Origin of the sequence: Longimonas sp., assembly GCF_046498435.1 — a bacterium.
Lineage (GTDB): Bacteria > Bacteroidota > Rhodothermia > Rhodothermales > Salinibacteraceae > Longimonas.
Genome location: NZ_JAWOAR010000259.1, coordinates 1 through 25,159, shown reverse-complemented (window position 1 = coordinate 25,159; position 25,159 = coordinate 1). Strand labels below are relative to the sequence as shown.

Below are 25,159 nucleotides of genomic sequence, written 5' to 3'. Positions count from 1 at the left end.
TTTGGAAGGGTGCATTTTGCCTTTCCCTGTTGGGATACAAACCGTGACTGGTTTTTGCTGCATTGATACGCTTGTTTTCTCGTTTCCTGGACAGAAAGATTATAAAATCTATAAAAGAGCACAGTATGTCGACCTGCTGATGCATGCCGGTGATATATTAAAAAAACATCGAATGCCTTAGCCTGTATGATTCCGATCTAAAAAGGATAAACTTGATTTTCAACGGCTTTTTGGTCCGAACCCTATATGATGTCTGCGGCTTTCGATAGCTTGCATCTGAGCAAACGTAATACAGGTGAGTTTGTTGAAAAAACCACAAACGACTCCTCGAAATGCATAATCTGTTATACTTTTGCAGGGTATAACTGTTTGAATTTTTTATGATTGAATAACAATGGTATACCCTGAAAATTTTGAAGAGAAAATAGGATTTGATCAAATTCGCAAGATCCTTCATGAGCATTGTATAAGTCCAATGGGACAAGATTGGATTGAGCAGATATCTTTCAGCAGTGACTTTACGACTATCGGCAAAAACCTTGAGCAGGTGTATCAATTCATGCAATTAATTCGGTTTGCGCCTTCTTTTCCCACCCATGATTATAAAGACATGCGCCACAGGCTTAGGCTATTATCAACAGAGGGGGCCATAATAGCACAGGACGATCTCCATGATCTAAACTGTTCATTAAAGGTTATGGAATCTGTTAAAGCCTACCTGAAGGATCTGGACCCGGAACAGTATGATGAGCTCATTGCTTTAGCCAAAGGGAAAACAAGCTGGCAGGAATTCACGGAACAGGCGGATGGTATTATTGACAATAAAGGGGAAATACGGCCTGATGCTTCTGCTGCACTTGAAGATATAACACGAAAGATCAAGACCCTGGAAAAAGGGCTTTACTCAAAAATTCAGCAAACCCTTACCCAAGCCAAAAAATCCGGTTGGGTGGGGAATGAAGCAGAAATTACCGTACGTAACGGCCGCCTGGTAATCCCTGTATTCGCCTCCCAAAAACGCAAGCTTAAAGGGTTTATACATGATGAGTCATCCAGTGGACAAACCGTTTATATGGAGCCTGAGGCCGCTTTTGAGGCGAATAATGAAATTCGAAAGTTAGGCAATGCATACCGGAAGGAGATCAAACGCATCCTTGGCGAATACAGCGGAAAGCTACGCCCCTGGATTTTTGAACTGATCGATGATTACCAATGGCTTGGAAAAGTGGATGCTATTCACAGCAAGGCCTTACTTGCCATAAAACTCCATGCAGAGAAGCCTAAACTAATCAATGAACAAGGCTTTTCCTGGCAAAGTGCTATTCACCCCTTGCTTTACCTGGTTTTTAAAGCCCAAAACAAGGAAGTGATCCCCCTTAATATAAGCTTAAATAAAGATCAGCGCATATTAATCATTTCCGGGCCCAATGCCGGGGGCAAATCCGTCTGTCTAAAAACTACAGGTCTGCTTCAGTATATGCTTCAATGTGGCTTATTGGTGCCTATGCATCCAGAACATCTGGTAGCCGGAGACTGGGAGCGCTACTTCGGTGCGGATGTCTCCATCAGCACTGATATGTGGCGCACACGACCGGTTTTGGTTCTATTGGAGATGCGTCGAATCTCTATGGAAATGACAGACGTACGCATCCCCTATGAATACAATACGCACCGTCATTTTTCGTTGTGCACGTGGGCTCTGGCGGCTGCCCCGCTACGTGCTGTTGGGCGTGCTGTGGTTCTACCGCAACGCCATCTCGCCGTTTACGCCGCCCACCTGCCGCTTCCACCCAACGTGTTCGTCGTACGCCGAGCAGGCGCTGCGTGAGTATGGGGCGGTGAAGGGACTGATTCTTACGCTCTACCGCATTGGGCGCTGCCATCCGCTGGGCGGCTCGGGCTATGATCCGCCACGCTGGTTTGGTGAGGCCCCCCCGCCTCCCCCCGCGCAAAAAGATTCCTCCTCCGACTCGCCGTAATGGCCGGTTGCACCACCTCCTTTACGCATGTGTGGTTACTTTCCGTGTATTCCGTTGACAGCGGCGGCGGCCCGTAATCCACATGGCGATACTGAATCAAAACGACACCGTATATTTCATTGGCGCGCTTGCTAAAATCGGCTTAGACTATCTGCGCTGGACGCAGCTTGTGCCCATGCTCGTTGGGTGGTTTCTGGCGTTTGCGTTCACGCTCCCTACGCTATACGGCGGCGTAATTGCTTTTCTGCAGGATGCTCTTTTGTACGCTGCACGCGTGCCCATGGCAGTAGGTCATGTCGTGGTACTTCAGGCTGCCGAAGAAGAGATGGTTACGGGGGCTATCGATACGCTGGTTACATTCACGCTTGATAGATATTTGTTTTTCTCTCAGGCTGCGTCCGTGCTCGTGTGGCTGCTCACCGCGCTGGGCATGTGGGCGGCCCACGCCGTCTGGAGGGCATTCTTCGGAACGCGCCGCTCCCGCTCCCTCCGTCAACGTCTTGTGTGGCTCTTCTGGGCTATTGTGGGATACATGGCATTCGTTCAGTTAGGACTCTGGACGACTGCAACCCCCGAAAAACTGGGCGACCCGAACGATGTGCGCCTGGTCTTGCTGGTCATTGCCCCTGTTCTTCTAACCGGCGTAAGCGTGTGGGGACTTGTCGTTAGCGCCATCGTAAACCGAATCCAGAAACCCATCGACCGCTGGGTGGCTACGCATACTGCGAATGACGCTCTAACACGATCTGAATCCGTACGTCCGTAGCCCAATCTCTACCCAGACCGGACACGCCAACTTGCGCCCTGCGATTTCCTTGGTGTGCCGCCTTCGGTTGCGGAACGTATCAACCGGGCGATGGCGTTGCACCTTCTGATGTCAATTGGGCTTTCTTCTGCTCACGAATCCTTTACCTGTTCATGACGCTTGCCCTTGCTCAAATCAATCCGACCGTTGGCGACCTTGACGGCAATTGCCAGCGCATTGTGTCGTATACCGAACAGGCCGCCGAGGCGGGGGCCGACCTGGTCGCGTTTCCGGAGCTCTGCCTCACAGGCTACCCGCCGCAAGACCTGTTGAGCAATCCGCTGTTCATTGAGGCCGTGCAAGAGGCCATTGCCGAGCTTGCAAGCACGATCCCCGCAGGCATCGGTGTCATCGTGGGTGCTCCGCTACCAAATCCCGACCCCGAGGGCCGTCCGCTTTACAACACGGCGCTGCTGCTGGAGCGCGATGCATCGGAGGCCACCGTGCGCAGCAAGGCGCTGCTTCCTACCTACGACGTATTCGACGAAGACCGCCACTTTGAGCCCGGCCCCGAGGCACAGGTCGTCTCGTGGCGCGGGATGCGCATTGGGCTGCACGTGTGCGAGGACATGTGGAACTGCCTGCCCGACCATCCGCATCGACGTTACACGCGCGATCCTGTGTCCGAACTCGCCGCGCACGACCCCGATCTGCTGCTCAACATTAGCGCCTCCCCCTTCTCGATGGGGAAAGCAAACGAGCGCGAGGACCTCATGATGGGTGCGGCCACGCAGCACAACGTGCCGTTTGCATTTGTGAACCAGGTGGGCGCCAACACCGAAATTGTGTTCGATGGCGACAGCCGCGTGTACACCGCTTCAGGCGAGTGCGCCGCCGCTGGAGCTCGCTTCAAGGAAGACCTTGTAGTTGCCGACCTGGACGCGCTTGCCCCGATGGCGCCTCCCGTTCGCAACGATATTGCCGATCTGCATGATGCGCTGGTGCTTGGCATCCGCGACTACTATGAGAAAACGGGCATCTTTGAGAAGGCACTCGTGGGCCTGTCAGGCGGCATCGACTCGGCGGTGACGTGTGCGCTGGCCACCGAAGCCCTTGGTCCCGACCGCGTGCTCGGCGTAACCATGCCGTCGGAGATTTCTTCAGAGGGCTCGATCACCGATTCGGAGCAGCTTGCAAAGAACCTGGGCATTGAGTTTCAGGAGATCCCGATCGCGCCCGCCGTCGACGCCTTCGACAGCATGCTTGCTGATGCCTTCCGCGGCACCGAACCCGGTGTGGCCGAGGAGAACATCCAGTCGCGCAGCCGTGGCATTACGCTGATGGCGCTCTCCAACAAGTTTGGGCACCTGCTGCTCTCCACCGGTAACAAGAGCGAGATGGCCGTGGGCTACGTCACGCTTTATGGGGATACGAATGGCGGCGTCGCGGTGCTGTCGGATGTCTTGAAGACGAAGGTCTATGAGCTGGCCGACTACATCAACGCCGAAGCCGGAACCGATCGCATCCCCCAGAACACGATCGACAAACCGCCGTCGGCTGAGCTGCGTCCCGATCAGGAAGACACCGACTCGCTCCCCGAGTACACGGTGCTCGACACCATTCTGACACGCTACATTGAGGAGATGCAAGAGGCAGGCACCATCATTGCCGAGACCGGATATGACCCCGAGCTGGTGCATCAGGTGCTGCGTATGATCGACCAGAACGAGTACAAGCGGCGCCAGGCGCCTCCGGGCATCCGCGTCACCGACAAGGCGTTCGGTATGGGCCGGCGCATCCCGATTGTGATGAACTGGGACCGCGAGGCCGCGCAGTCCGCTGCTCGCACCCCGGCTGCGTAGCGGTGCCGGCGCCTTCGTTCAGGTGCGTTCGTTTCTATTTGGTTGCTACTCTGATGGTATGATTACCTACGTTTCGGGCACGCTCGTCGAAAAAACGCCCGAGGAGGCGGTGGTGGATGTGGATGGCCTCGGCTATGCCATTGCCATTCCAAGCTCCACGTTTCAGGAGCTGCCGGATACGGGCGAGTCGGTGCACCTGTACACGGTGCACTACGTGCGCGAAGACGACATTTCGCTGTATGGCTTTGCCACCAAGGTCGAGCGCACGCTGTTCAACACCATGCGTGGCGTATCGCGGGTGGGGCCGAGCCTGGCGCTGTCGGCGCTCTCGGCCATGTCGCCGCGTGCGCTGCGCGACCATGTGCTGAACGGCGATACCGCACGCCTGAAGGAGATTTCGGGCGTGGGGCGCAAGACCGCTGAGCGTCTCATCGTAGAGTTGCGCGATCCGCTCTCGGAGATGGATCTGGGCGGCTCCCGCGCTGTGTCTTCCGGTTCGTCGGATGCCAAGGCTGCTGCCCGTGCCGATGCCCTGGCCGCCCTCGAATCGCTGGGGCTGTCTCGTGCCGACGCCGAGCGCGCCATTCGCATAGTGCTGCGCGACAACGCCGACATCGACTCGGCAGATGCGCTGGTGCGTAAAGCCCTCAAGGTGGACCGTTGAGGCACAGCAGGCCGATCATGCCGTGCAGCGGATCGTCGTATAGCGTATCATGGAAAGCGGTGCTCTGTTATAGCCCGACGGCTACGCCCTCCAGGCGCGGGTCGGCGCTGCCATGGTAGGTGGGCGTGCCGTCCTCGTCGTAGCGTATGTGGACGCCATGCGCACGGCCCCAGCGGCTGCGCTCGTTAAGCGGCCAGCCCCGTGCCTCCAGGTTTTCCTGCACATCTTGGGGGAAGCCATGGCGCTCCAGCCAGATCGTGTCCGGCTTCCACTGATGATGGAACCGTGGCGCCGTAATCGCCTGCTCGATGTCCATTTCGTGGTCAATCACGTTCATGATCACCTGAAACACGGTTGTGATGATGGTCGAGCCACCCGGCGAGCCAATGACCAGGCGCAGGCGTCCGTCCGGATCCTCCACAATGGTCGGAGTCATCGACGACAGCATCCGCTTTTCCGGGGCCACCGCATTGCGTTCGGATCCGACCAGCCCATACTGGTTAGGCACGCCGGGCTTTAGGCTAAAGTCATTCATCTCATTGTTGAGAAAGAACCCCGCGCCATCCACCACCACGTTCGATCCGTACGAACTGTTGATGGTGGTCGTTACGCTCACGGCCTGGCCATCGGCATCCACGACCGAATAGTGGGTGGTTTCCATCGACTCGGCACCGGGCGGCATGCCATGCGATACCGAATCGGTGGGTGTAATGCGGTCGGGCTGCACGTTTGCCATGCGAGTGCGCATATAGTCAGGATCGGCAAGGCCGTCGAGCGGCATCTCCGCAAAGTCAGGATCGCCCATCCACTCCGCACGGTCGGCGTAGACGCGGCGCATGGCCTCGCCCAGCGTGTGAATCGTGGTGCTGGCGTTGAGCCCGTGTTCGGCCACGTCATGCATCTCGGCAGCGTTCAAGAGCTGGGCCAGTGCAACACCTCCGGAAGAGGGCGGCCCCATCGAGAGTACACGGTGCTCCCGGTAGGTGGATACGACAGGCTCGCGCTCGACCGAGGTGTACGATTCCAGATCCTCGTGGGTAATGAGCCCGTCGCCGCGTCGCATTTCGGATACGATGAGGTTGGCAGTTGGGCCTTTGTAAAAGCCATCGCGCCCGTTCTCGCGGATGCGAATGAGCACGTTGGCCAGATCGGGCTGACGGAGCATCTGGCCCGGTTCGTAGCGTCCGCCATGATCGCTCTCCGATCCGAAGTAGCGGCGCGTGCTGACAAATTCGTTGAAGTCATCCTGGGCGTTACTAAGCGCTTCGGCCTGGCTGGGCTGCACCTCGAATCCATGAATGGCCAGTTGGATAGCCGGGGCCATAACCTCGGCGCGCGAGAGGGTACCATAATTTTCGAGCGCGTGCAAGAGCCCATCGACGGTGCCGGGCACGCCCGAAGCCAGGTGGCCCGAGCGGCTCCGGTTGGGGACGGCGTTGCCCCGGGCATCCAGATACACATCGGGGGTAGCCGCTTCGGGGGCGGTTTCGCGGTGATCAATCGTTGTAGCGGTGCCATCGGGCTGGCGCAGGACAAGAAATCCGCCGCCGCCCAGGTTGCCCGCCCGGGGGTACACCACCGCGAGTGCGAATCCGACCGCGACCGACGCATCCACCGCGTTGCCGCCTTGCTCCAAGATCTGGCGCCCCGCCTCGGCGGCCGCCGGGTGGGCGGCCACGACCATGCCATCCTCTCCATACTCGGGAACTGCTTCGGAGGCGCCGGGGGCGTTGCTTGCGGGCCGGTCGTCAGGCGCGACGGCGTAGGACGTGGGGGCAAAAAACAGAACGCCGACGAGCGTCAAGCCGAGCAGGTGGTAGAGGCGAGCAGGCATAGGCATACAGGAACGCAAATGAAGGAACGAGGCGACCAAATGGGGCGAGGCGCGGGTTGGGCGCTGGTAGCAGCAGGCGGTACGCGCGTCCGTTACGCATCGTCAGGTTTTGGCATGATGTACGCGAGGCCGAAGTAAACCAGCATCAACTGACCGCCAGATAGGACGAGGCCAACCAGGAACGCTGCACGCACCAGCGTAATGTCGATGTCAAAGTACTCGGCAAGTCCGGCACACACGCCAAAGAGCTTCTTATTCATGGAGCGGCGCAAATCGCTTGAAGATGACGACGCGTCGGCCTCCTCGGCGTCGAGGGCAGCTCGGGCTTCGCGGAGCTTAGCCTCTACCTGCTCTTCGACCGAGGCCTCGTCGCGTTTAGACGCGTCCTTGCTGGTTGTCGTTGGCTTCTTTTTGCGCCCCGAAAACACGCCGAATCCAATAATCGCCATCATCATTCCGACCAGCCCGATGCCGAGGCTGGAGCTTAGGAATCCCATCGACGTAAACTCGGCAATGAGGTAGAGTGCCAACACGAGCATCATGACAACGCCGGTGGCCGTGGCAATGCGCCCAAATCGGTCTGGGGAGCTCCCGGCCGGGGAGTCAAGCAGGTGGTCGAGTTCCGCGTCGGTGAAGTCGTTGAGCTCGGCGTCGTCGAGCGGCGAGAACGACGCATCGGACGTACGGCCGGAGGCCCGAGAAGACCGAGAAGAGGACGAAGGTCGAGAGCGTTCGCGAGTAGACATGGGCGTAGGAGAGAGTGTCAACGATAGAGTCTGTTAAACATAGCGTCTATGCACAACTCGGGTCGTACCGGGTTACGCCGCCGTCGAGCCTGGGGTAGAGCGCGCAAGTGGCCCAACGGTTTCGGTTTCAGTGACGACGTACTGCACGGGCACGTCGTGCGGAGCGGTGGGTACGGCATCTACCAGGCATGCGTCAAACGCAAGCGCAAGCGTAGTCGCCTTCAGCGAGGCCAGGAACTGGTCGTAAAAACCGCCTCCGTGCCCGATGCGGTGGCCGCGCCGATCGGCTCCAAAAGCCGGAACGATCACAAGGTCGATAGCGCTGGGCGCAACGCGGGTGCCATGCACGGGCTCGTGCAGCCCCCATCGGTTTTTAACCAGCGCATCGGTATGGGTGAACGTGCGGGCCTCCATGGCCGGGGCACTTGCCGCAAAGCTCGTAACAACCGGTAGCACAACGGTTTTTCCCGCTGCCTGACACCATCCAATGAGCGGGCGCGTATCCACCTCGCCGCGGTCGAGCGCCGGCCAGTAGGCGTGTACCGTTGAAGCACAGTGGAGTGCAGAGTGAGCCTGCGCACGAGTGCAGATGCGCCGGCTTCGAGCACTGTGGGCTGTGGGGCCAAGCGCACGGCGGTACGCATCAAACTGCTGGCGGAGCGTATCTTTGGCGGCAGTAGGCATAGCATTCAGATCACAATTTCACGGGCTCCAGTAAACGTCTATGCTGCCTCTTTTGTTACGAGTCTACCTATTTTCCTGCTATTCATCTGTCTGCTGCCGGTTGTATGTCCGCAACATCGCCCCCCGAGTCTTCGTCGCCCGCGCCGGATGCTGCCGAGTCGCCCTTCGCATCTCATGCAGACCGTTCTTCTTCAAACCGGTTAGATGCGTTTCATGCGTACCGCGACCGCATGAATGAGCGGATTCTGGAGGGCACTGACCATTTGGGCATTAAACGCTTTTTCCGGCTCGACGATGCCGCTTACGACGACGGCGCGCTGTCTGGCGACACGAAAGAGCTGCTTGGGCTCGTGGCCTCGGCGGTACTGCGCTGCAACGACTGCATCGACTACCACCTGCAGCAGTGCGTAGACGCAGGGTGGAGCGACGAGGAACTGCTTGATGCGCTGAATGTGGCGCTCGTAGTCGGCGGCTCCATTGTGATCCCGCACCTGCGCCACGCGGTGGAAACGATTGATTTACTGCGTAGCCGTGAACAAGCAGAACGCTAACGCATTCTTATCCGATGCTTGCAATACTGGAGCGGGTGCCGCTTGAACTACGCGAAATACCGCATACCGCACTCCACTCGGCTTCGCTCCATTCGGCCTGCGAATGTATCCCAGACCGCGTCCTGACGTATGTTTGAAAGTCTGTCCGACAAATTAGATAGCGCCCTGAAGTCCGTTACAGGGCAAGGGCGTATCAACGAACTAAACATCGCTGAGACGATGCGCGAGATTCGCCGCGCATTGCTCAATGCCGACGTCAATTACAAGGTGGCGCGCGACATCACCGATCGCGTCAAGGAAAAAGCCACCGGCGACGAGGTGCTGCAGTCGGTTACGCCCGGCGAGCAGCTTACCAAAATTGTATACGACGAGCTCACGCGCGTTCTGGGTGGCGAGCACGTCGGGCTTAACATGGCCGACCACCCGCCCACCGTCATTCTGGTGGCCGGACTGCAAGGCTCGGGCAAGACCACTTTTGTGGCAAAGCTCGCCCGCCACTTGCGTTCAAAGGGCCACGCCCCGCTTTTGGCAGCTGCCGATGTCTACCGGCCGGCAGCTGTAGACCAGCTTCGCACGCTGGCCGACCAGGTGAGCGTGCCGGTGTACTCGGTCGAAGAAGACGGCCAGATCGTGCAGGATGCGGTGCGCGTGGCCGATGAAGCGGTGTCGCACGCCAAGAAGAAAGCGCGCGATGTCGTTATCATCGACACGGCAGGCCGGATGCATGTTGACGAGGCCATGATGAAAGAGGTCTCTGACATCAAAGAGGCCGTTGATCCCAACGAAATCCTGTTCGTTGTGGATAGCATGACGGGCCAAGACGCGGTCAACACCGCCAACGAGTTCAACGAGCAGCTCGACTTCGACGGCGTGGTGCTTACCAAGCTCGACGGCGACACCCGCGGCGGCGCGGCGCTTTCGATTCGGACCGTAGTCGAGAAGCCCATCAAGTTTGCCTCGACCGGCGAGAAGCTCGACGCGCTCTCCGAGTTCTACCCCGACCGCATGGCCCAGCGCATTCTGGGCATGGGCGATGTCGTCTCCTTTGTGGAGCGCGCGCAAGAGCAGTACGACGAAGAGCAAGCCCAGCAGCTCAAGCAAAAGATCAAGTCCGACGACTTTGATCTGCAAGACTTCTACGACCAGTTGCAGCGGATCCAGAACATGGGGTCGATGAAAGACCTCATTGGCATGATTCCGGGTGTGGGATCGCAGATGAAAGACCTCGACGTCGACGAGGATGCCTTTAACCATATCGAGGCGATGATTCTGTCGATGACGCCCGAAGAGCGCGCTAATCCACAGATTCTAAACGGAACGCGCCGCCGCCGCATCGCCCGAGGAAGCGGCGTAGAAGTGCGCGATGTGAACCAGCTTATCAAGCAGTTCCGCGACATGAAGAAGATGATGAAGACCATGTCGAAGCTGACCGGAAAAGGGCGCTCCGTCAACCTAAAGAAGCTGATGGGCCGGTTCGGTGGAGGCGGAAGCAGCCCCTTTCCCGGATAATCGGACCGCTGCGTACCCGACGCCGTGCCTTGCTATCCATTAAGAGGCAATCACGGCCTTGAGAAACCCCCGTTATTCTTTTCGATCAACCTGATACATACCTGTGTCCGTTAAACTCCGCATGCGCCGATTGGGGCGCAAAAAGATCCCCGTGTTTTCCATCATAGCCACCGACTCGCGCAATGCGCGCGACGGGCGCTACATCGAAGACCTGGGCCGCTACTACCCGCTCGAACAGCCCGCTACCGTTCAGATCGACGACGAAGAGCGCGTGCTCTACTGGCTCGAAAATGGTGCGCAGCCGAGCGATACAGTGCGCAGCATCCTCAGCAAGCGCGGCCTGCTGCTGCGCCACCACCTCAAGAAGAAGGGCAAATCGCCCGAACAGATCGCCGAGGCGGTGAATGAGCACATTGAGCGCCTGAAAGAGAAGGGCGACGATGTTAAGATGACCGCTGAAATGCGTCGCGCTCAAGCGATCGAAGAAGAGCGCCAGCGTGCTGCCGAACTCGAAGAGCAGCGCCGCAAAGAAGAGGAAGAGCGCCGCAAAGCGGAAGAAGAAGCCAAGGCCAAAGCCGAGGCGGAAGCCAAAGCGGAAGCGGAAGCTGCTGAAGAAGAGGCAGCTGCCGAAGCCGAGGAAGCAGACTCTGCTGACGAAGCTGAAGCTGCCGATGCGACCGACGAAGACCCCGCCGATGAAAGCGACGACACTCCGAAGTCGGATGCGTAACGCCGCCTCGCCCAACCATTCCGGTGCTGCCGACACCCCGCCTGCCGACACGCTCGTGCAGGTGGGGCGCGTGGGTAAGCCGCACGGCCTCGACGGCACCGTGAAGGTCATTCCCCTGTCGGACGACCCTGACCGGTTTGCCACCTTCGACACGGTGTACGTGGGCCGCGATGCCGAGCGTGTCAGCGCTCACACTGTGCGCGAGGTCCGGTTTCAGCCGCACAAGAAGGGCACCACGGTGCTCCTCTCGCTCGAAACCGCGACCGACCGCAACGAAGCCGAAGCGCTGCGCCGCCTCGATGTGTTCGTGCCCGAGTCAATCTTCGCGTTGAGCGAGGAAGAGCGCTTTGTGCACGACCTGGTCGGCTATGCCGTTTACAGTGACGGGGAGCGCGTGGGCACGCTCACGGAAGTGATGCCGCTGCCCGGACCCGATGCGCTCGTCATCGAAACGACCGAGGGCTACGACGCGCTCGTGCCATTTGTGGAGGCGTTCGTGCCCCGCATTGACGACGATGCCCAGCGCATCCACCTAAACCCGGTTGAGGGACTGCTGGATGCGAATGCGCCCGATGCCCCCGACACGCCGCCCGACGACCTCCGATAGCTTCGCGCTTTGAACAGCCTCGCGTTTTGAACGAGTTCTGCTGCCATGCACATTGACATCATCGCCGCCATCCCCGACCTGGTGCGCGAGCCGCTACGGCACAGCATCGTAGGGCGCGCGCAAGACGATGGGCACGTCACCATCAAGGTGCATAGCCTGCACGACTTTGGCGTGGGCAAACACCGCCAGATTGACGACTATCCCTTTGGCGGCGGCGCAGGCATGGTGCTCAAACCAGAACCGCTCGTGCGCGCCATCGAAGCGTGCCAGCCCAACGGCAAAGCCGACGCGGTCGTCTACCTGACGCCCGATGGCACACCGCTGCAACAGACCCACGCCAACCGGCTTTCGATGCACGAGCATCTGATTTTGGTGGCCGGGCACTACAAAGGCATTGACCAGCGCGTGCGCGACCACTTTATCACGCACGAAATCTCCATTGGCGACTACGTGCTGAGCGGCGGCGAACTGCCTGCGCTCGTTCTGGTGGATGCGGTGGTGCGGCTCTTGCCCGGCGTACTGGGCAACGCATCCTCGGCACTCACCGACTCGTTCCAAGACGGTCTGTTGGATGCCCCGGCCTACACCCGCCCGGCCGTCTTTCGCGGCCACGAGGTGCCAAGCGTTCTGCGCTCCGGCAACCACGCGCGCATCGCGGCCTGGCACGACGAACAGCGCCTCGAAAAAACGCGCACCCGCCGTCCCGATTTGCTGAACAACGACACCGAAGCGCCGGCCTCCTCCCCCGAGGCCTCCGCTTCTACCGACTAACCTGTTGTAGCTTGCAGAGCGATGCCCAACGCGCATACTGCGCCCGGTGCATCCCTCTGTATTCGTATTGTTTAACCTTGAAACTCCCTAAGACCATGGCGACCAATCTGCTTGACATTGTGGAAGCAACGCAACTCAAAGATGACCTGCCCGAGTTTGGGCCCGGCGACACAGTCGTCGTGCACCTGCGCGTGGTAGAAGGCGACAAAGAGCGCATTCAGAAGTACGAAGGTGTGGTGATGCAGAAGCGCGGCAGCGGCTCCAATACGACCTTTACTGTGCGCAAGATTTCGAGCAGCATTGGCGTAGAGCGGATCTTCCCGGTGCACTCGCCGCGCATCGCCCAGATCGACGTGAAGCGTCAGGGCCATGTGCGCCGCGCTCGCCTCAACTACCTGCGCGAACGCACCGGCAAGTCCGCCCGCATCCGCGCTCGCAAGACAAACTAACGCACGCCGCCCTCCGCTCGGCACGCGATAGTTTCTGCACGCAATAGCTCTGGCGTATGCCTACCCGCATTGCCCTTTGGAACGACACACCCGCTCACGCCCTCATTGGCGGTTTGCTGGCACAAGACGACGCCGATTTTGCGATTGAGCGCCATCGGCCCGAGGTGTGCACCGCCCGTGTGATGCAAGATGAGGTGGACATCGCGCTTGTGCCTACGTACCTGGTGCTGCAAGGCCACGACGGCTTCGATGCGGTGCCCGGCATGGGGCTGTCCTCGTGGCAGTATCCGTTTGCCCGGCTCGTGTGGAGCGGCGGCTTGCAGGCGTTTCCGGGGACGGTCGCCTACCCGCGGTCGCGCGTTACCGAGCGCTTCGTGGCCCGCGTGGTGATGCACGAGCATTACGGCGTGGACCCGGAGTTCGTCGCGGTGGATACCGATGATCCTGCCGCCCTGCATCAGACCGATGCCGACGCTGCGCTCATCGTGGGTCCTCAGGGCGCGCACTACGACGCGGGCGATGCCTTCACGATGGACCTGGGCCGCGAGTGGTATGAGCTCACCAACTACCCGATGGTGTGGGGGCTCTTCGTCATGAAGCGCGGACGTGCGACCACTGCTCTCGTAGAGGCCATGATGGCTGCCGGAAAGCATGCCAAAGCGCATCGTGCCGAATGGATTGAGCAGGAGGCTCCGCCCGAGGCGCTGCGCGAGTTCTACACCGACGACCTGCGCACCGGCATTGGACGGTTAGAGCGCGCCAGCCTCACCGACTTTCGCACGTACCTGTTCTACTACAACGTAGCGGATGAAATCCCCGACATGCCGTTCGTGTCGGAGGACCCCGACAGCGCCCGTGAGGAGGAGGACGACTCCGACGATGCCGAGGGCGATGCTCCCCATGGCGACGGGGCTCCGCATCCCCCCACCCCTACGGCCTGATGCGGGGGCCATGGTTCTATTCTGCCTTCTTGTCTCGATCCCTTCGCGCTTATGAGTAGCGGGGTACGCACGCTCGACCGCAATAAGAAAGCCCGGCACGAGTACTTCATTGAAGACACGCTCGAAGCCGGCATTGTCCTGACCGGCTCTGAGGTGAAGTCTGCCAAAGACGGCAAGGCCAGCCTCGACGGCACCTACTGCTCGCTCGATAACAAGGGCGAGATGCTGATGCACAACGCGTACATCAAGCCGTACAAGCAGGCCAGCCACTTTAACCACGAGCCGCGCCGCTCGCGCAAGTTGCTGATGCACCAGCACGAGCTGGAGCGCTGGGCCGAGGCCGCGGCGCAGAAAGGCTACACCATTGTGCCGCTGGAGCTGTACGTGCGCGACGGCTGGATCAAGGTGAAGATTGGCCTGGCCAAGGGCAAAGACGTGCGCGACAAACGCCAGACCGTGAAAGAGCGCGAGTCGAAGCGTAAGCTGCGCGACATCAAACACGAGTTTAACCGATAGCGCCTGCCTGTCGCATCCGCCCGCATCTGACTTGCGGATGCCCGAGGCGCTTTGCACTGCCGCATCCTATCCACCTGCTTGTCTCTTTCCATGGGCTTCCCCCCTGTAGACGAACAAATGGCCGTGCTCACGCGCGGCGTTGCCGACCTCGTTCCCGAAGATGCGCTCCGCGAGAAGCTGGAGCACTCCCGCAAAACCGATACACCGCTGCGCGTAAAGCTGGGCTGCGACCCCAGTCGCCCCGACCTGCACCTGGGCCACACGGTGGTGCTGCGCAAGCTGCGCCAGTTTCAGGATTTGGGGCATCAGGCGGTGCTTATTGTGGGCGACTTCACCGGCATGATTGGTGATCCCACGGGCCGCTCCAAGACGCGCCCGGCGCTTACGATCGAAGAAACGCGCGAGCACGGCAAATCCTACTTCGAGCAAGCTGCCAATGTGCTCGACCCCGACCGTACCGAGATCCGCTACAACTCGGAGTGGCTCGACGAAATGTCGTTTAGCGACGTCATTGAGCTTGCCGCACACCATACCGTAGCGCGCATGCTGGAGCGCGAAGACTTCAAGACGCGCTATGAAGCTGGGCAGCCCATCAGCGTGCACGAGTTCTTGTACCCGCTGGCACAGGCGCAAGACTCCGTCGAAATTCAGTCGGATGTAGAGCTTGGCGGCACCGACCAGCGCTTCAACCTGCTCGTAGGGCGGCATATTCAGCAGGCCAAGGACCAAGCCCCCCAGGTCTGCCTCATGGTACCGCTCCTCGAAGGCACCGACGGACACGAGAAGATGTCGAAGTCGCTCGACAACGCGATCGGCATCACCGAAGCGCCCGAAGAGATGTACGGCAAGGTGATGTCAGTGCCGGATGCGCTGATCTACCGCTACACCGAGCTTATTACAGATACGCCGCTCGACGCCCTACCCGATGTGAAAGCAAAGGCCGAGGCGAATCCGCGCGATGCAAAGCACGACTTGGCCCACACCATCGTGCGCATGTATCACGGCGAGGACGCCGCCCAGGCAGCCCGCGATCACTTCGAGAAAACCGTGGTGCAGGGCGACACGCCCGACGATATCCCGGTGTTTACCCCTGAGTCGGGCAACGGCACCATGGGGCTGCTCAATCTTATGAGCGATGCCGGACTTACCGAATCCAACAGCGAAGCCCGCCGTCTCATCAAGCAGGGCGCCGTTACCATCGATGACGAGACCGTCGACAACTGGCGCCACTCGGTTGATCTGCAGACCGACCCGCCGTTCGTGTTGCAGGTTGGCAAACGGCGGTACGTTCGCATTGAAGCTCCCGCATCCGCATAGCCCATGGAACGCCTTCATGCGGTGCTCTCTGAAGCCGTAGAGCGTGGCATCATCACCCGGGCGCAGGCCGAGCAGGTCGAAGCGCTTGCTGCCGAGCGGGCAGCGGAATCGTCCAGCGCCAGTTCGCTACGGCTCACGCATCTGCTGTACTACGTGGGCGGATGTATCGCCATCGGTGCGATGTCGGTGTTTATGACGCTGGGATGGGAGGCCTTTGGCGCATGGGGACTGTTGAGCATCGCCATTGCATATGCTGCAATTAGCGCCGGACTCACCGAGGCGCTTTATCGTACAGGCTACCGTGTTCCCGCGGGGCTTACGGCTACGCTCACCGTGGTGCTGGTGCCGCTGGCGGTGTACGGCGTGCAACTGCTTGCAGGCTGGTGGCCAACTGAGACCGCACACCGCCCGTTCTTTGCCGGATTTGATACGCGGGCGCTCATGCTGCAAGGAGTCGCACTCGCAACGGCTGGGGTTGCACTCTGGCGGTACCAGCTTCCGTTTTTAACGCTTTCGCTTTCCGTGCTCGGGTGGTACCTGGGCATGAGTCTGCTCAGCTTCGTCCTGAACCTCAACGCCACGGCTACTACACCCTACCTGTGGGGATCGACTGTGCTCGGGGGCGTCTTCCTCCTCGTTGCCGCTGCCTTGCACCGCACCGGGACATCTGCATTCGCGTGGTGGCCCCACGTGGTAGGCGGACTCGTGCTGTGGGGCAGCGTCTCACTGCTTACTCTGCACGACGCCATCCCGCCCGGCATGTATGCGGGGCTGAATGTGGCTGCGCTTGTTGGCGGTGTGCTTGTGCAACGGCATGTTTTTGTGAGCACTGGGGCGCTGGGACTCACCGGATATCTTGCATACCTGGCCTACGATGTGTTTGCCGGAAGCGTCTGGTTTCCATTTGTGCTTACCTGCCTGGGACTCGCCATTGTAGGCAGTGGCATCTGGTGGCAGCGTCATGGGGAGACGCTTCGTCGGCGCTTGCGTATCTGGTTTAGCACATGATTGAGCCCTCCACAATACTCCTTTGTTTGAAGCAAAGGCTATCTTTGCAGAGGCTATCCTCAAAGTGATTCGCATTTCTCTTTGGGGCAGCCCCCCGAGAAATAGGCCAAGTCCTTCAGACCCCGATCCAGGAAGCCACAGATTGGAGAGAAAAAAACACACCCGGGTAATATTTTCACAGAGTTCGGGCGATTCTGACCTTCACTTAGTGGGGTATAGAAGAAAACGTCCCCTCCGTAGCATAATCCCTGGTGAGCTACGTCTGGAAGCCATCAGATGCAAATACAAGGTAGAGTGCCTCTTAGAGCGATCAGGTGGTAGAAGCATCCAATTTCGAGGATGTGTACAGTACGAGGCAAGGTGTAAAGAAGCCACCCAAGTTTGCAAAGGTCTACAAAATCAAACATACGGACCACTTTTTGTTTAACTCTGTGACAGATGTAACAAGCATGTGTAAATTGGGATGGCTTGACGCGTTTTGCATCGACCGTCGAAGTGAGAAGTGGCAAGCCCGACAAAGCATATAGGTCCTTGTATCACGAAAAGACACGCTACCGCTATGGGTACCGCCGAAAAAATTCAATCTCTTCTTTACGACCTCGACGATTCGCTGCCCCAGCAAATTGAGGGGAGCCTTATTGCTTCTGGCGATGGGTTTCTCGTTGGGCATACGCTTAGCGAGGTAGATGACGCGAAGCGCGTAGCAGCTATGGTTGCTACAACGGTGGGGGTAAGCCGCCGCATGGCAGACACGCTGAATGCGGGTGCGCTCAAGGAGACGTCAATCTCTGCTGAGGGTCGTTTGGTGCAGCTTTACCTGGTCGGCGATCGAGGCGCACTTGCTGTCGTTGCGAAAGAAGGGGCGAACATCGCACTTATCAACCTTAAAGCGCGTGAGCAGGTCGAGACGGTAAATGATCTGCTGACAGGTGCGCTTGCGTAGCCTCGCTTGCGTAGCCTCGGATGCCCGTGGGCTCCTGCGCACAGAAAAGCTGTTTGGGTCTCGGCACGTCACAACTGTGCCGCCGGGCTTACTTCTTTCCCTAACGCTCTTACATCTTATGAAGCCTCTCAAAATCCTCGTCACTGGAGCCGTAGGCTCAGGGAAGACGACACTCGTTGCCACGCTCTCCGAAATCGAGCCAGTGCGCACGGATGTCGAAAGTAAGGAAACGCCGGATAAGCCCTTTACAACGGTGGGTCTTGACTATGGAAGCATGACGGTGCACGACATGCCCGTGAACCTCTTTGGAACGCCGGGGCAAGAGCGTTTTGGCTACATGTGGGATGTCCTCGGAGAGGGGGTAGATGGCATCGTGCTTCTGGTGAATGCATCCAATGACTCGGCAGTGGCCGACACCGAACGGCTGCTTAGCCACCTGCTCACCAAGCAAGAGGCAGTCCCCCTTGCAGTTGGCATCACCCATACCGACGTAGACGAATCGCATCCTGAGCAGGTACGTGCTGCCAGCTTCACAGAGCAGGCCATCTCGGTCGATGCGATTGATGCTGGCGTCCAAGAAGACAGCGAAGCTCTGGTGGCTGCGCTTGTTGCACACATCACCCGAGACCAGTAACCCTAATTCCACTTAATAGAGCACACTAAAGCTATGATGAACGAAGGAAACTTAAACGCTCAAGGTGAACGCGCAAGCTGGTCGGTCAAGGAAGAAGACATCGCCGATGAACTGTCCGCGCTGATGGGCGTGTCGGATGCAGACGTGGATCACCTAACAGCATTGCATGATGCCGCACGTGAGCAGGCCCGTCCTATGACAGACGAGTTCTATGACCGCCTGTTCGACCATGAGAACACAAAGGAGTACTTTGAGGGCAAAAGCATGGATCGCCTGCACAGTATGATTGGCGATTGGTTCGTGGAACTCTTCAGCGGCGAATATGGCACCGAGTACGTAAAAGACCGACTGAAAATCGGACATATTCACGTAAAGATCGGTCTCCCAGTGCGGTATCCGCTTGCTATGATGGACGTGGTTCGCAAGCATGGGGAAGTTGTGACTAAGCAAAGCGACAACCCCGAAGCAGCCAAAAACGCATTCAACAAGGTGATGGCGCTCGACGTTGCCATTTTCTATCAGGCGTACGAAGACAATCAGCTCAAGCATCTGTCGGAACTGGTCGGAGGCGAGCGGCTTGCGCGTCGCCTGCTTATGGGATAGAATCCTCCGCCTACGTCCAGGATCAACTACAGTACCGACAAGCAATCGCCCACAGGTGGCTCTCCTATCTGGAGCCCGGTGGGCGATTTTTTTGTGCTCGCACGTTTGGCTTGCGATCAGCTATCGAACATATTAGAAGATACCACATAACACTGGGCGAAAGTTGGGGCAGCGAAGCTGGTGCTGTGTCAGCGGTAACTCTGTAGGTTGCCGATATGCGTACGTGTGTATAGCACCGCCCCAAACAGCTCTTGCTGAATTCAGCATGTACGGCGGCATAGGGGAGTTGCCTACTTCGAGGAGATCTTTATTCCCCGTGCCTCTCCCAATAGATACCTTTTGAGAGGCGTGTCGCCCCTTCAGAATGCCACTCCTTGCTTTGCATTGCGTGTAGAGATGCCTGCCACATCGTCCCCTACGTTGATCCCACCAGACCTGACGCTCGACGTGCTCTGGCGGCACGCCGCTGTGGCTCCGCTGGACGACGAGGCGCTCATGCGCATTGCACGCATAGCGACGGAGTTGTGCGGCGGGGCGTACGTGCGCATTAGCCTAAAGCAGCGTGACACGTTGGTGCCGGTTGCCCGTGCGGGGCCGCCTCCAACGGTTCCGGTAGCGCCTCCCCACCGGCTGCGTGCGGTGCATGAGGTTCTTGACGGCAGCCAGGCATGGAACTGCCTCCAGGTCAGTGCAGGCACCTTTCTGGATACGAATGCGGACGATGCCATAGCGCCTGCTGAGCCATGGACGCACACCGTTGTTCCGCTTTGTGCCCCGGCCTCTGAGGCGCCCCAAGGCGTCATCGAAGCCCTGCGCCCTGCACAGCAAGACACACAGGTTGCGCGCCCTGCACACGAATGCTTAGGCGACTGTGCATCGCTGGTGGCCACCGAACTTGCCCACCGCTACGAAACGCTCCGCCACGCACAAACCGAAGACCACCTAAAACAGGTGGCAGAGAACGTAGGTAGTGGGCTCTACCGCAGCACGCCCGAAGAGGGCATTATCTACGCCAATCGGGCATTCATAGACCTGTTCGGATACGACACGCTCGATGAGATCGTGGCGCTGCCCGCATCCGACCTCTACGCCGATCCGCACGACCAGACGCGTCTCCTACAAGCCGAGCACGAAAACGACGGACTCAATGAGTTCTTGGTCGAGATGCAACGCCGTGATGGGTCTACGTTCATGGCACGCATTAGCAGCACCGTTAAGCGCGATGACAACGGACGCATCCTTTACTACGATGGCGTTGTGGCCGATGTCACCGAAAGGCAGACGATAGAGCGTGCGCTCCGGCGGCAGGAGGAGCTCTTTCGTATCCTGGCTGAAAACGCCCAGCCGGCGGTATTCGTGCTGGATGAAGACGGCACGTTCCTGCTGGCTGAAGGGCATGATCTACCCGCCATTGGTCTGGATCCTGACGAAGCGGTAGGATCTTCTGTGTTTGATCACTATGCCGATTTCCCAGCCGTTCTGCGCGGACTCAAACGCGCGCTTGCCGGCCATGAGGTGCGCGATACGCTCCATATCAGTACATTTGTGTTCGACGTGTGGTATTCGCCATTGCGAAACGAAGCGCACGAGGTGGTTGGATGCGTAGGCATGGCGGCAGATGTGACCGAGCACCGCGCAGCTGAGGAAGCGCGACTGCGCAGTGCGGAGCGGTGGGAGCGACTCGTGGAGGCGCATCCCGACCCCATTGTGGTAAGCATTGGCGGATGCATTCAGTATATCAATCCCGCAGGCGCCCAAGTGCTCGGTGTGGACCATGTCGACCAGTTGCTGGGCGAAGACCTGTTTGCATTCATCGTCGATGACGAGAAGCGTCAGGCGGCCATGCAGCGGTTGCAGCGCGTGTACGAGGGCACCAGTTCTACCTTGCCGATAGAGCAAACCATTCAATGGGAAGATCGTCCGCCGCGCACCGTCGAAGTGCGATCGGTTCCCATTACGTACAACGGGCAGCCTGCTGCGCAGACCATCGTACGCGACATCACCCGTCGCCGCGAAGCGGAACGCACGCTTCGGGCCGAGCGCGATCTGCTGGAGCGCATTTTCAACACGAGTGCAGCGGCTATCGTAGTCATGGATGCCAATGGCGTCATCGCAGAAGCCAATGAGCGGGCCGAAGATGTGTTGAGGATGCCGAAAGCGGCCCTAAAAGCGGGGGCGCGCTCCGCTTTTCCGTGGCGCATTGAGCACCCCAGCGGCGAAGCGTTACCTGAAGACGAAAAGCCCTTTAGTCGGGTAAAAGCCGCCAAGACGTCAATGCATGACCTCCAGTACGCACTCCAGTGGCCGGATGGCACGCGCAAGGTCGTATCCGTTAACGGAGCGCCACTGCTCAACGAGAACAACGTGTTTTCTGGCGCGGTCTTTACGCTGATCGACATTACCGACCGTATGGAGGCCGAGCAGGAACTGCGCGCTGCCAAGCGCGAGGCCGAAGCCGCAGCACGTCTCAAAACGGCCATGCTGGCGAATATGAGTCATGAAGTGCGCACCCCGTTAACATCCATCATAGGGTTTTCAGAGATCCTGACAGAAGAAATCTCCGGCAGACCCGCACGCTTCTCGGAGCTCATTATGGGAAGCGCCAGGCGGCTACTCACAACGCTCGATTCAGTGCTTCGGCTTTCGAAACTGGAGGCTGGAACAGAAGTGCTGGAGACGGAATCTGTGGATTTGCATACGCTTGTTCAGAACATCGTATACGAAAAGAAACAGCAAGCCTCTGCAAAGAATCTGGATCTTCAACTCACGTGCTACGCGCCGGTGGTGTGTGCACGGGGCGGGCGCGGCGCGATACAGCGTGTGGTCTACAATCTGGTTAGCAATGCCATCAAGTTTACGAAAGCCGAAGGCATGGTTCAGGTACATCTTGCCCAAGGCCGCCGGGCTGTGCTGTTTGAGGTGACCGACACCGGCGTTGGGATGACGCAATCCTTTCAAGAACGCATGTTCAAAGCCTTCACGCAAGAGTCAGAGGGCTTAGCCCGTGAACATGAAGGCAGCGGACTTGGCCTCGCCATCGTGCGCGAACTCGTGGATCTTATGGATGGAGCCATCGAAGTCGAGTCGACGCGCGGTCAGGGCACACGGGTGTCGGTTTTCTTTCCATGTGCGTAGTGCTCTGTCAACCCTCATTTTGATGGTTGCCCTGCAATCACCCTCCCACGAAGCCTGTCATGGTGAGCGCAGTCGAACCATCTCCCGCTCGGTTGGCGGGTGCCTGGCGGGTGAGAGGTTGTGCCAGGCGTGTGGGAGATCTTTCGACTCTGCGTCTCCTTGGCGGAGCCGCTTCGCTCAAGATGACAGCATGTAAGAGAGGTGCGCCTCTGCCCCAAGAATGACGTGTGACAGAGCAGTAGGCGTTGCGTAGCCGGACCCCACGTGTCATGAGGATGTAGGAGCCGCCTGCACGGGAGGGAGAGGATACCCGGCCACGTCGTGCAGCCAGCGGCTGTAGCCCATCGAGGTATCGCGCGAAAAGGGAAGATCAGGGGCTTCGGCCATCCACATGTACTTGGCATGGCCCAGCGCATCCCGCAAAGGCTGGGTGGGCGACTCCGATTCTGCCTCAATGCATACGCTCCATCCCGCCTCGCCATAGGCCTCCACGCGCGTCAGTTCAATCTTTACGACGATGCCGGTAGGCAAGTCGCGTTCGATTTGCTGGCGCGTCTTATGCACGGGGACCCACAGATTGTCGTCGCGCTCAGGAGGGGCATCGCCGGTGCCAAAGCTCCACTTGTGCCAGCACTCCTGCCAGCCCTCGAAGCCCGTGGGGGTATGCGCAAGGATGGGGGGACGCGTGCGGCGCTTGGTCTGAATCTTTCCGCTACGCCACTTCACGTTGCAGGCCGATGACTCGGTGAGCAGATACACGTCGCTCCGCTCTTTCTTCGACGCTTTGCCCAGCGTATCGAACCAGTCGCGGACTGTATCGGGCATAGGGCCATCGATAAACCATCGGAGTTCCAGTGTGCGATCCATAGGGGCAACAGCTATATGATAAGGAAGGGGGGACGCGTCGGGTTACGCCTCAGACGGGGCACGCTGCGTAGCGTCGTGCATGAGGCGCCATTGCAGGGCTGATGCCGAACGGGACGTATCGGGCGGAGGCGTACGCTGCACATAGCGCCCGTCGGCGTGTAACTGCCACGCAGCATACTGGTCCTGGCAGGCATAGTCAAGGATGCGGGTGGTGCGCTCGCGCAGTGCATCGTCATGGATCTCGACGATGGCCTCTACACGGCGGTTTAAGTTGCGGGTCATCCAATCGGCGCTGCCCATGAAAACGCGCGGCGATCCGTTGTTGCCAAAGTAGTAAATGCGCGTGTGCTCCAGAAAGCGATCGAGGATGCTAAGCACACGAATGTTCTCGCTGATGTTTTCCAGCCCCGGGCGCAGGCGGCAGTGGCCACGCACAATCAGGTCGATGGATACGCCCGCCTGCGAGGCCTCGTAGAGTTTGCTAATCATGTCTGCATCGTTCAGCGCGTTCATCTTGGCCATAATGCGCCCGGTGCCGTGCTCGCGCTGATGTGCAATCTCCTGGTCAATGAGCGTTTCAAAGCGGCGACGCATGGTGTGTGGCGCTACCAGCAGTTCGTTATACGACTGCTCGGGGGCGTATCCGGTGAGATAGTGGAACAGATTCATCACGTCCTCGCCAAGGGCTGGAGCGCACGTAAACAGGCCCAGGTCCGTGTAAGCGCGGGCGGTTTTGGCGTTGTAATTGCCGGTGCCGATGTGGCAGTAGAGACGCAGCGCCTCGCCCTCTTCGCGCACCACCAGCGTAACCTTGGTGTGCGTTTTGAGTCCGACCAGCCCATACGCTACATGCACGCCCGACTCTTCGAGCGTACGCCCCCACTCGATGTTGTTCGCCTCGTCGAAGCGCGCCTTCACCTCCACGAGCACGGCCACCTGCTTGCCTTGCTCGGCAGCGCGCACGAGCGACGCCACAATCGGCGAGTCGTCGGAGGTGCGATACAATGTCTGCTTGATAGCCAGCACGTTGGGGTCGTCGGCGGCTTCTTCAACAAAGCGCTGCACACTCGCATCGAACGACTCGTACGGGTGATGCACCAGCACATCCGCATCCCGAATAATACTGAAAATGTCATCGGTGCTGGGCGTACCCTTATCCTGAAGCAACGACGGACGCCGTGCAGGCGTGTGCAGGCGCGGCGGGGTTACGGGAACCCATGTGGGGTAGTGATGCTCGGGTTTGTCGATGCCGCTAAGGGCCATCAGATCGGTATGACCAAGCAGCGCCGGGGCCGTGTAGAGCGCATCATCGCTCAGCGAAAGCTCTTTTGCGAGGAACGAACGCACCCCCTCGGGCATGTCGGTCTGCACTTCCAGGCGGACGACCGGAGCAAAGCGGCGTTCGCGCAGCTCTTCGGAAATGAGCTTTAGCAGGTCGTTGGCTTCTTCTTCGTCGCGGCGGATGTCGGCGTTGCGCGTTACGCGAAAGGCATGCACGCCCTGCACCTGCATGCCCTTGAAGAGCGCATCGGCGTTTTCAGCAATGACCTGCTCCAGCGGCACATAACGATGCGGCGTAGGCAGTTCCACCCAGCGGGGCTGGTTGTCGGGCACCTTTAGGCGGGCAAAGCGCTCCTCGCCCGCGCCCGGATGGCGCAGGCTCACCGCCAGCGACAGACTCAGGTTCGAGAGGAATGGAAACGGGTGCCCAGGGTCTACCGCCAGCGGCGTAAGCACCGGAAACACATGCTCCTCGAAATAGGCATCGGCATGGGCCTGCTCGGCATTGGTGAGGTCGTCGTAGTCTTGCACGTGCACATCGGCCTCGGTGCGCAAGAGCGGACGCAGCGTATCCTCCCAGCAGTGGGCCAGTGCATCGTACAGACGTAGCGCAGCGGTGCGCACCAGCGCCAACTGTTCGGCAGGCGTGCGCCCATCGGGCGAGAGCGACGACACCCCCGCCGCCTGCTGCCGCTTGAGTCCGCCCACGCGCTTGCGGAAAAACTCGTCGAGGTTGCTGCCGGTAATGGCGCAGAAGAATACGCGCTCCAACAGCGGAATCCG

At 59.2% G+C, this 25,159-nt stretch carries 25 protein-coding genes; 20 read left to right on the top strand and 5 right to left on the bottom strand.

Features of this window, described 5'->3' with window-relative positions; genetic code table 11:
• The 6 genes from R6U20_RS10055 to ruvA all read left to right on the top strand — a co-directional run.
• Positions 1–181, top strand: a 181-nt coding sequence (locus R6U20_RS10055) for a hypothetical protein (protein ID WP_410337724.1), incomplete at its 5' end; no start/stop codon positions are given.
• Between the two features lie 213 nt (positions 182–394).
• Positions 395–1,828: a hypothetical protein gene (locus R6U20_RS10050; RefSeq protein WP_410337723.1), complete on the top strand. Its 1,434-nt coding sequence runs from the start codon at positions 395–397 to the stop codon at positions 1,826–1,828.
• Positions 1,719–1,979: a membrane protein insertion efficiency factor YidD gene (gene yidD / locus R6U20_RS10045; protein ID WP_410337722.1), complete on the top strand. Its 261-nt coding sequence runs from the start codon at positions 1,719–1,721 to the stop codon at positions 1,977–1,979. The genes R6U20_RS10050 and yidD overlap by 110 nt, the downstream gene beginning before the upstream one ends.
• An 82-nt stretch (positions 1,980–2,061) precedes the next feature.
• Positions 2,062–2,745: a hypothetical protein gene (locus R6U20_RS10040; RefSeq protein ID WP_410337721.1), complete on the top strand. Its 684-nt coding sequence runs from the start codon at positions 2,062–2,064 to the stop codon at positions 2,743–2,745.
• A gap of 152 nt (positions 2,746–2,897) precedes the next feature.
• Complete coding sequence (locus R6U20_RS10035) at positions 2,898–4,586, top strand: NAD+ synthase (protein ID WP_410337720.1); 1,689 nt, start codon at positions 2,898–2,900, stop codon at positions 4,584–4,586.
• A 58-nt stretch (positions 4,587–4,644) separates the two neighbouring features.
• Entirely contained in the window at positions 4,645–5,250 is a 606-nt protein-coding gene (gene ruvA, locus R6U20_RS10030; RefSeq protein ID WP_410337719.1) for a Holliday junction branch migration protein RuvA, read from the top strand.
• 67 nt (positions 5,251–5,317) lie between these two features.
• Here ruvA and ggt read toward each other — a convergent pair whose 3' ends face one another.
• From ggt to R6U20_RS10015, 3 genes are all read right to left on the bottom strand, one after another.
• On the bottom strand, positions 5,318–7,090 hold the full coding sequence (ggt, locus tag R6U20_RS10025; RefSeq protein WP_410337718.1) for a gamma-glutamyltransferase: 1,773 nt from the start codon (positions 7,088–7,090) through the stop codon (positions 5,318–5,320).
• 86 nt (positions 7,091–7,176) lie between these two features.
• Positions 7,177–7,830: a PspC domain-containing protein gene (locus R6U20_RS10020; RefSeq protein WP_410337717.1), complete on the bottom strand. Its 654-nt coding sequence runs from the start codon at positions 7,828–7,830 to the stop codon at positions 7,177–7,179.
• Positions 7,831–7,902: 72 nt separating this feature from the next.
• Positions 7,903–8,514, bottom strand: a complete 612-nt coding sequence (locus R6U20_RS10015) for a 5-formyltetrahydrofolate cyclo-ligase (protein WP_410337716.1) — start codon at positions 8,512–8,514, stop codon at positions 7,903–7,905.
• Positions 8,515–8,744: 230 nt separating this feature from the next.
• Here R6U20_RS10015 and R6U20_RS10010 point away from each other — a divergent pair, with 230 nt between their 5' ends.
• From R6U20_RS10010 to R6U20_RS09945, 14 genes are all read left to right on the top strand, one after another.
• Positions 8,745–9,065: a carboxymuconolactone decarboxylase family protein gene (locus tag R6U20_RS10010; RefSeq protein ID WP_410337725.1), complete on the top strand. Its 321-nt coding sequence runs from the start codon at positions 8,745–8,747 to the stop codon at positions 9,063–9,065.
• A 129-nt stretch (positions 9,066–9,194) separates the two neighbouring features.
• Positions 9,195–10,574 carry a signal recognition particle protein gene (gene ffh / locus R6U20_RS10005; RefSeq protein WP_410337715.1) on the top strand — a complete coding sequence of 460 codons (1,380 nt, stop codon included), beginning with the start codon at positions 9,195–9,197 and terminating at the stop codon, positions 10,572–10,574.
• A 103-nt stretch (positions 10,575–10,677) separates the two neighbouring features.
• On the top strand, positions 10,678–11,304 hold the full coding sequence (gene rpsP / locus R6U20_RS10000; protein WP_410337714.1) for a 30S ribosomal protein S16: 627 nt from the start codon (positions 10,678–10,680) through the stop codon (positions 11,302–11,304).
• Positions 11,297–11,911 carry a ribosome maturation factor RimM gene (gene rimM, locus R6U20_RS09995; protein WP_410337713.1) on the top strand — a complete coding sequence of 205 codons (615 nt, stop codon included), beginning with the start codon at positions 11,297–11,299 and terminating at the stop codon, positions 11,909–11,911. The genes rpsP and rimM overlap by 8 nt, the downstream gene beginning before the upstream one ends.
• A 45-nt stretch (positions 11,912–11,956) precedes the next feature.
• Positions 11,957–12,682 (top strand): tRNA (guanosine(37)-N1)-methyltransferase TrmD, encoded by a 726-nt coding sequence (gene trmD / locus R6U20_RS09990; RefSeq protein ID WP_410337712.1) that lies wholly within the window; start codon positions 11,957–11,959, stop codon positions 12,680–12,682.
• Between the two features lie 95 nt (positions 12,683–12,777).
• Entirely contained in the window at positions 12,778–13,131 is a 354-nt protein-coding gene (gene rplS, locus R6U20_RS09985; RefSeq protein ID WP_410337711.1) for a 50S ribosomal protein L19, read from the top strand.
• A gap of 56 nt (positions 13,132–13,187) precedes the next feature.
• Complete coding sequence (locus R6U20_RS09980) at positions 13,188–14,072, top strand: MqnA/MqnD/SBP family protein (RefSeq protein WP_410337710.1); 885 nt, start codon at positions 13,188–13,190, stop codon at positions 14,070–14,072.
• A 51-nt stretch (positions 14,073–14,123) separates the two neighbouring features.
• Positions 14,124–14,588, top strand: a complete 465-nt coding sequence (gene smpB / locus R6U20_RS09975) for an SsrA-binding protein SmpB (RefSeq protein WP_410337709.1) — start codon at positions 14,124–14,126, stop codon at positions 14,586–14,588.
• Between the two features lie 90 nt (positions 14,589–14,678).
• A complete protein-coding gene (gene tyrS / locus R6U20_RS09970) occupies positions 14,679–15,905 on the top strand; it encodes a tyrosine--tRNA ligase (protein ID WP_410337708.1) in 1,227 nt (408 codons plus the stop codon).
• A 3-nt stretch (positions 15,906–15,908) separates the two neighbouring features.
• Positions 15,909–16,913, top strand: coding sequence for a DUF2157 domain-containing protein (locus tag R6U20_RS09965; RefSeq protein ID WP_410337707.1), 1,005 nt, complete (start codon positions 15,909–15,911; stop codon positions 16,911–16,913).
• Between the two features lie 559 nt (positions 16,914–17,472).
• On the top strand, positions 17,473–17,856 hold the full coding sequence (locus R6U20_RS09960) for a roadblock/LC7 domain-containing protein (protein WP_410337706.1): 384 nt from the start codon (positions 17,473–17,475) through the stop codon (positions 17,854–17,856).
• A gap of 118 nt (positions 17,857–17,974) precedes the next feature.
• Entirely contained in the window at positions 17,975–18,490 is a 516-nt protein-coding gene (locus tag R6U20_RS09955; protein WP_410337705.1) for a GTP-binding protein, read from the top strand.
• Between the two features lie 33 nt (positions 18,491–18,523).
• A complete protein-coding gene (locus tag R6U20_RS09950) occupies positions 18,524–19,093 on the top strand; it encodes a protoglobin domain-containing protein (protein WP_410337704.1) in 570 nt (189 codons plus the stop codon).
• Between the two features lie 396 nt (positions 19,094–19,489).
• Positions 19,490–22,228, top strand: coding sequence for a PAS domain S-box protein (locus tag R6U20_RS09945; RefSeq protein WP_410337703.1), 2,739 nt, complete (start codon positions 19,490–19,492; stop codon positions 22,226–22,228).
• A 267-nt stretch (positions 22,229–22,495) separates the two neighbouring features.
• Here R6U20_RS09945 and R6U20_RS09940 read toward each other — a convergent pair whose 3' ends face one another.
• Entirely contained in the window at positions 22,496–23,095 is a 600-nt protein-coding gene (locus R6U20_RS09940) for a hypothetical protein (protein WP_410337702.1), read from the bottom strand.
• A 42-nt stretch (positions 23,096–23,137) separates the two neighbouring features.
• A partial coding sequence (gene ppk1, locus R6U20_RS09935) for a polyphosphate kinase 1 (protein ID WP_410337701.1) occupies positions 23,138–25,159 on the bottom strand: 2,022 nt, incomplete at its 5' end.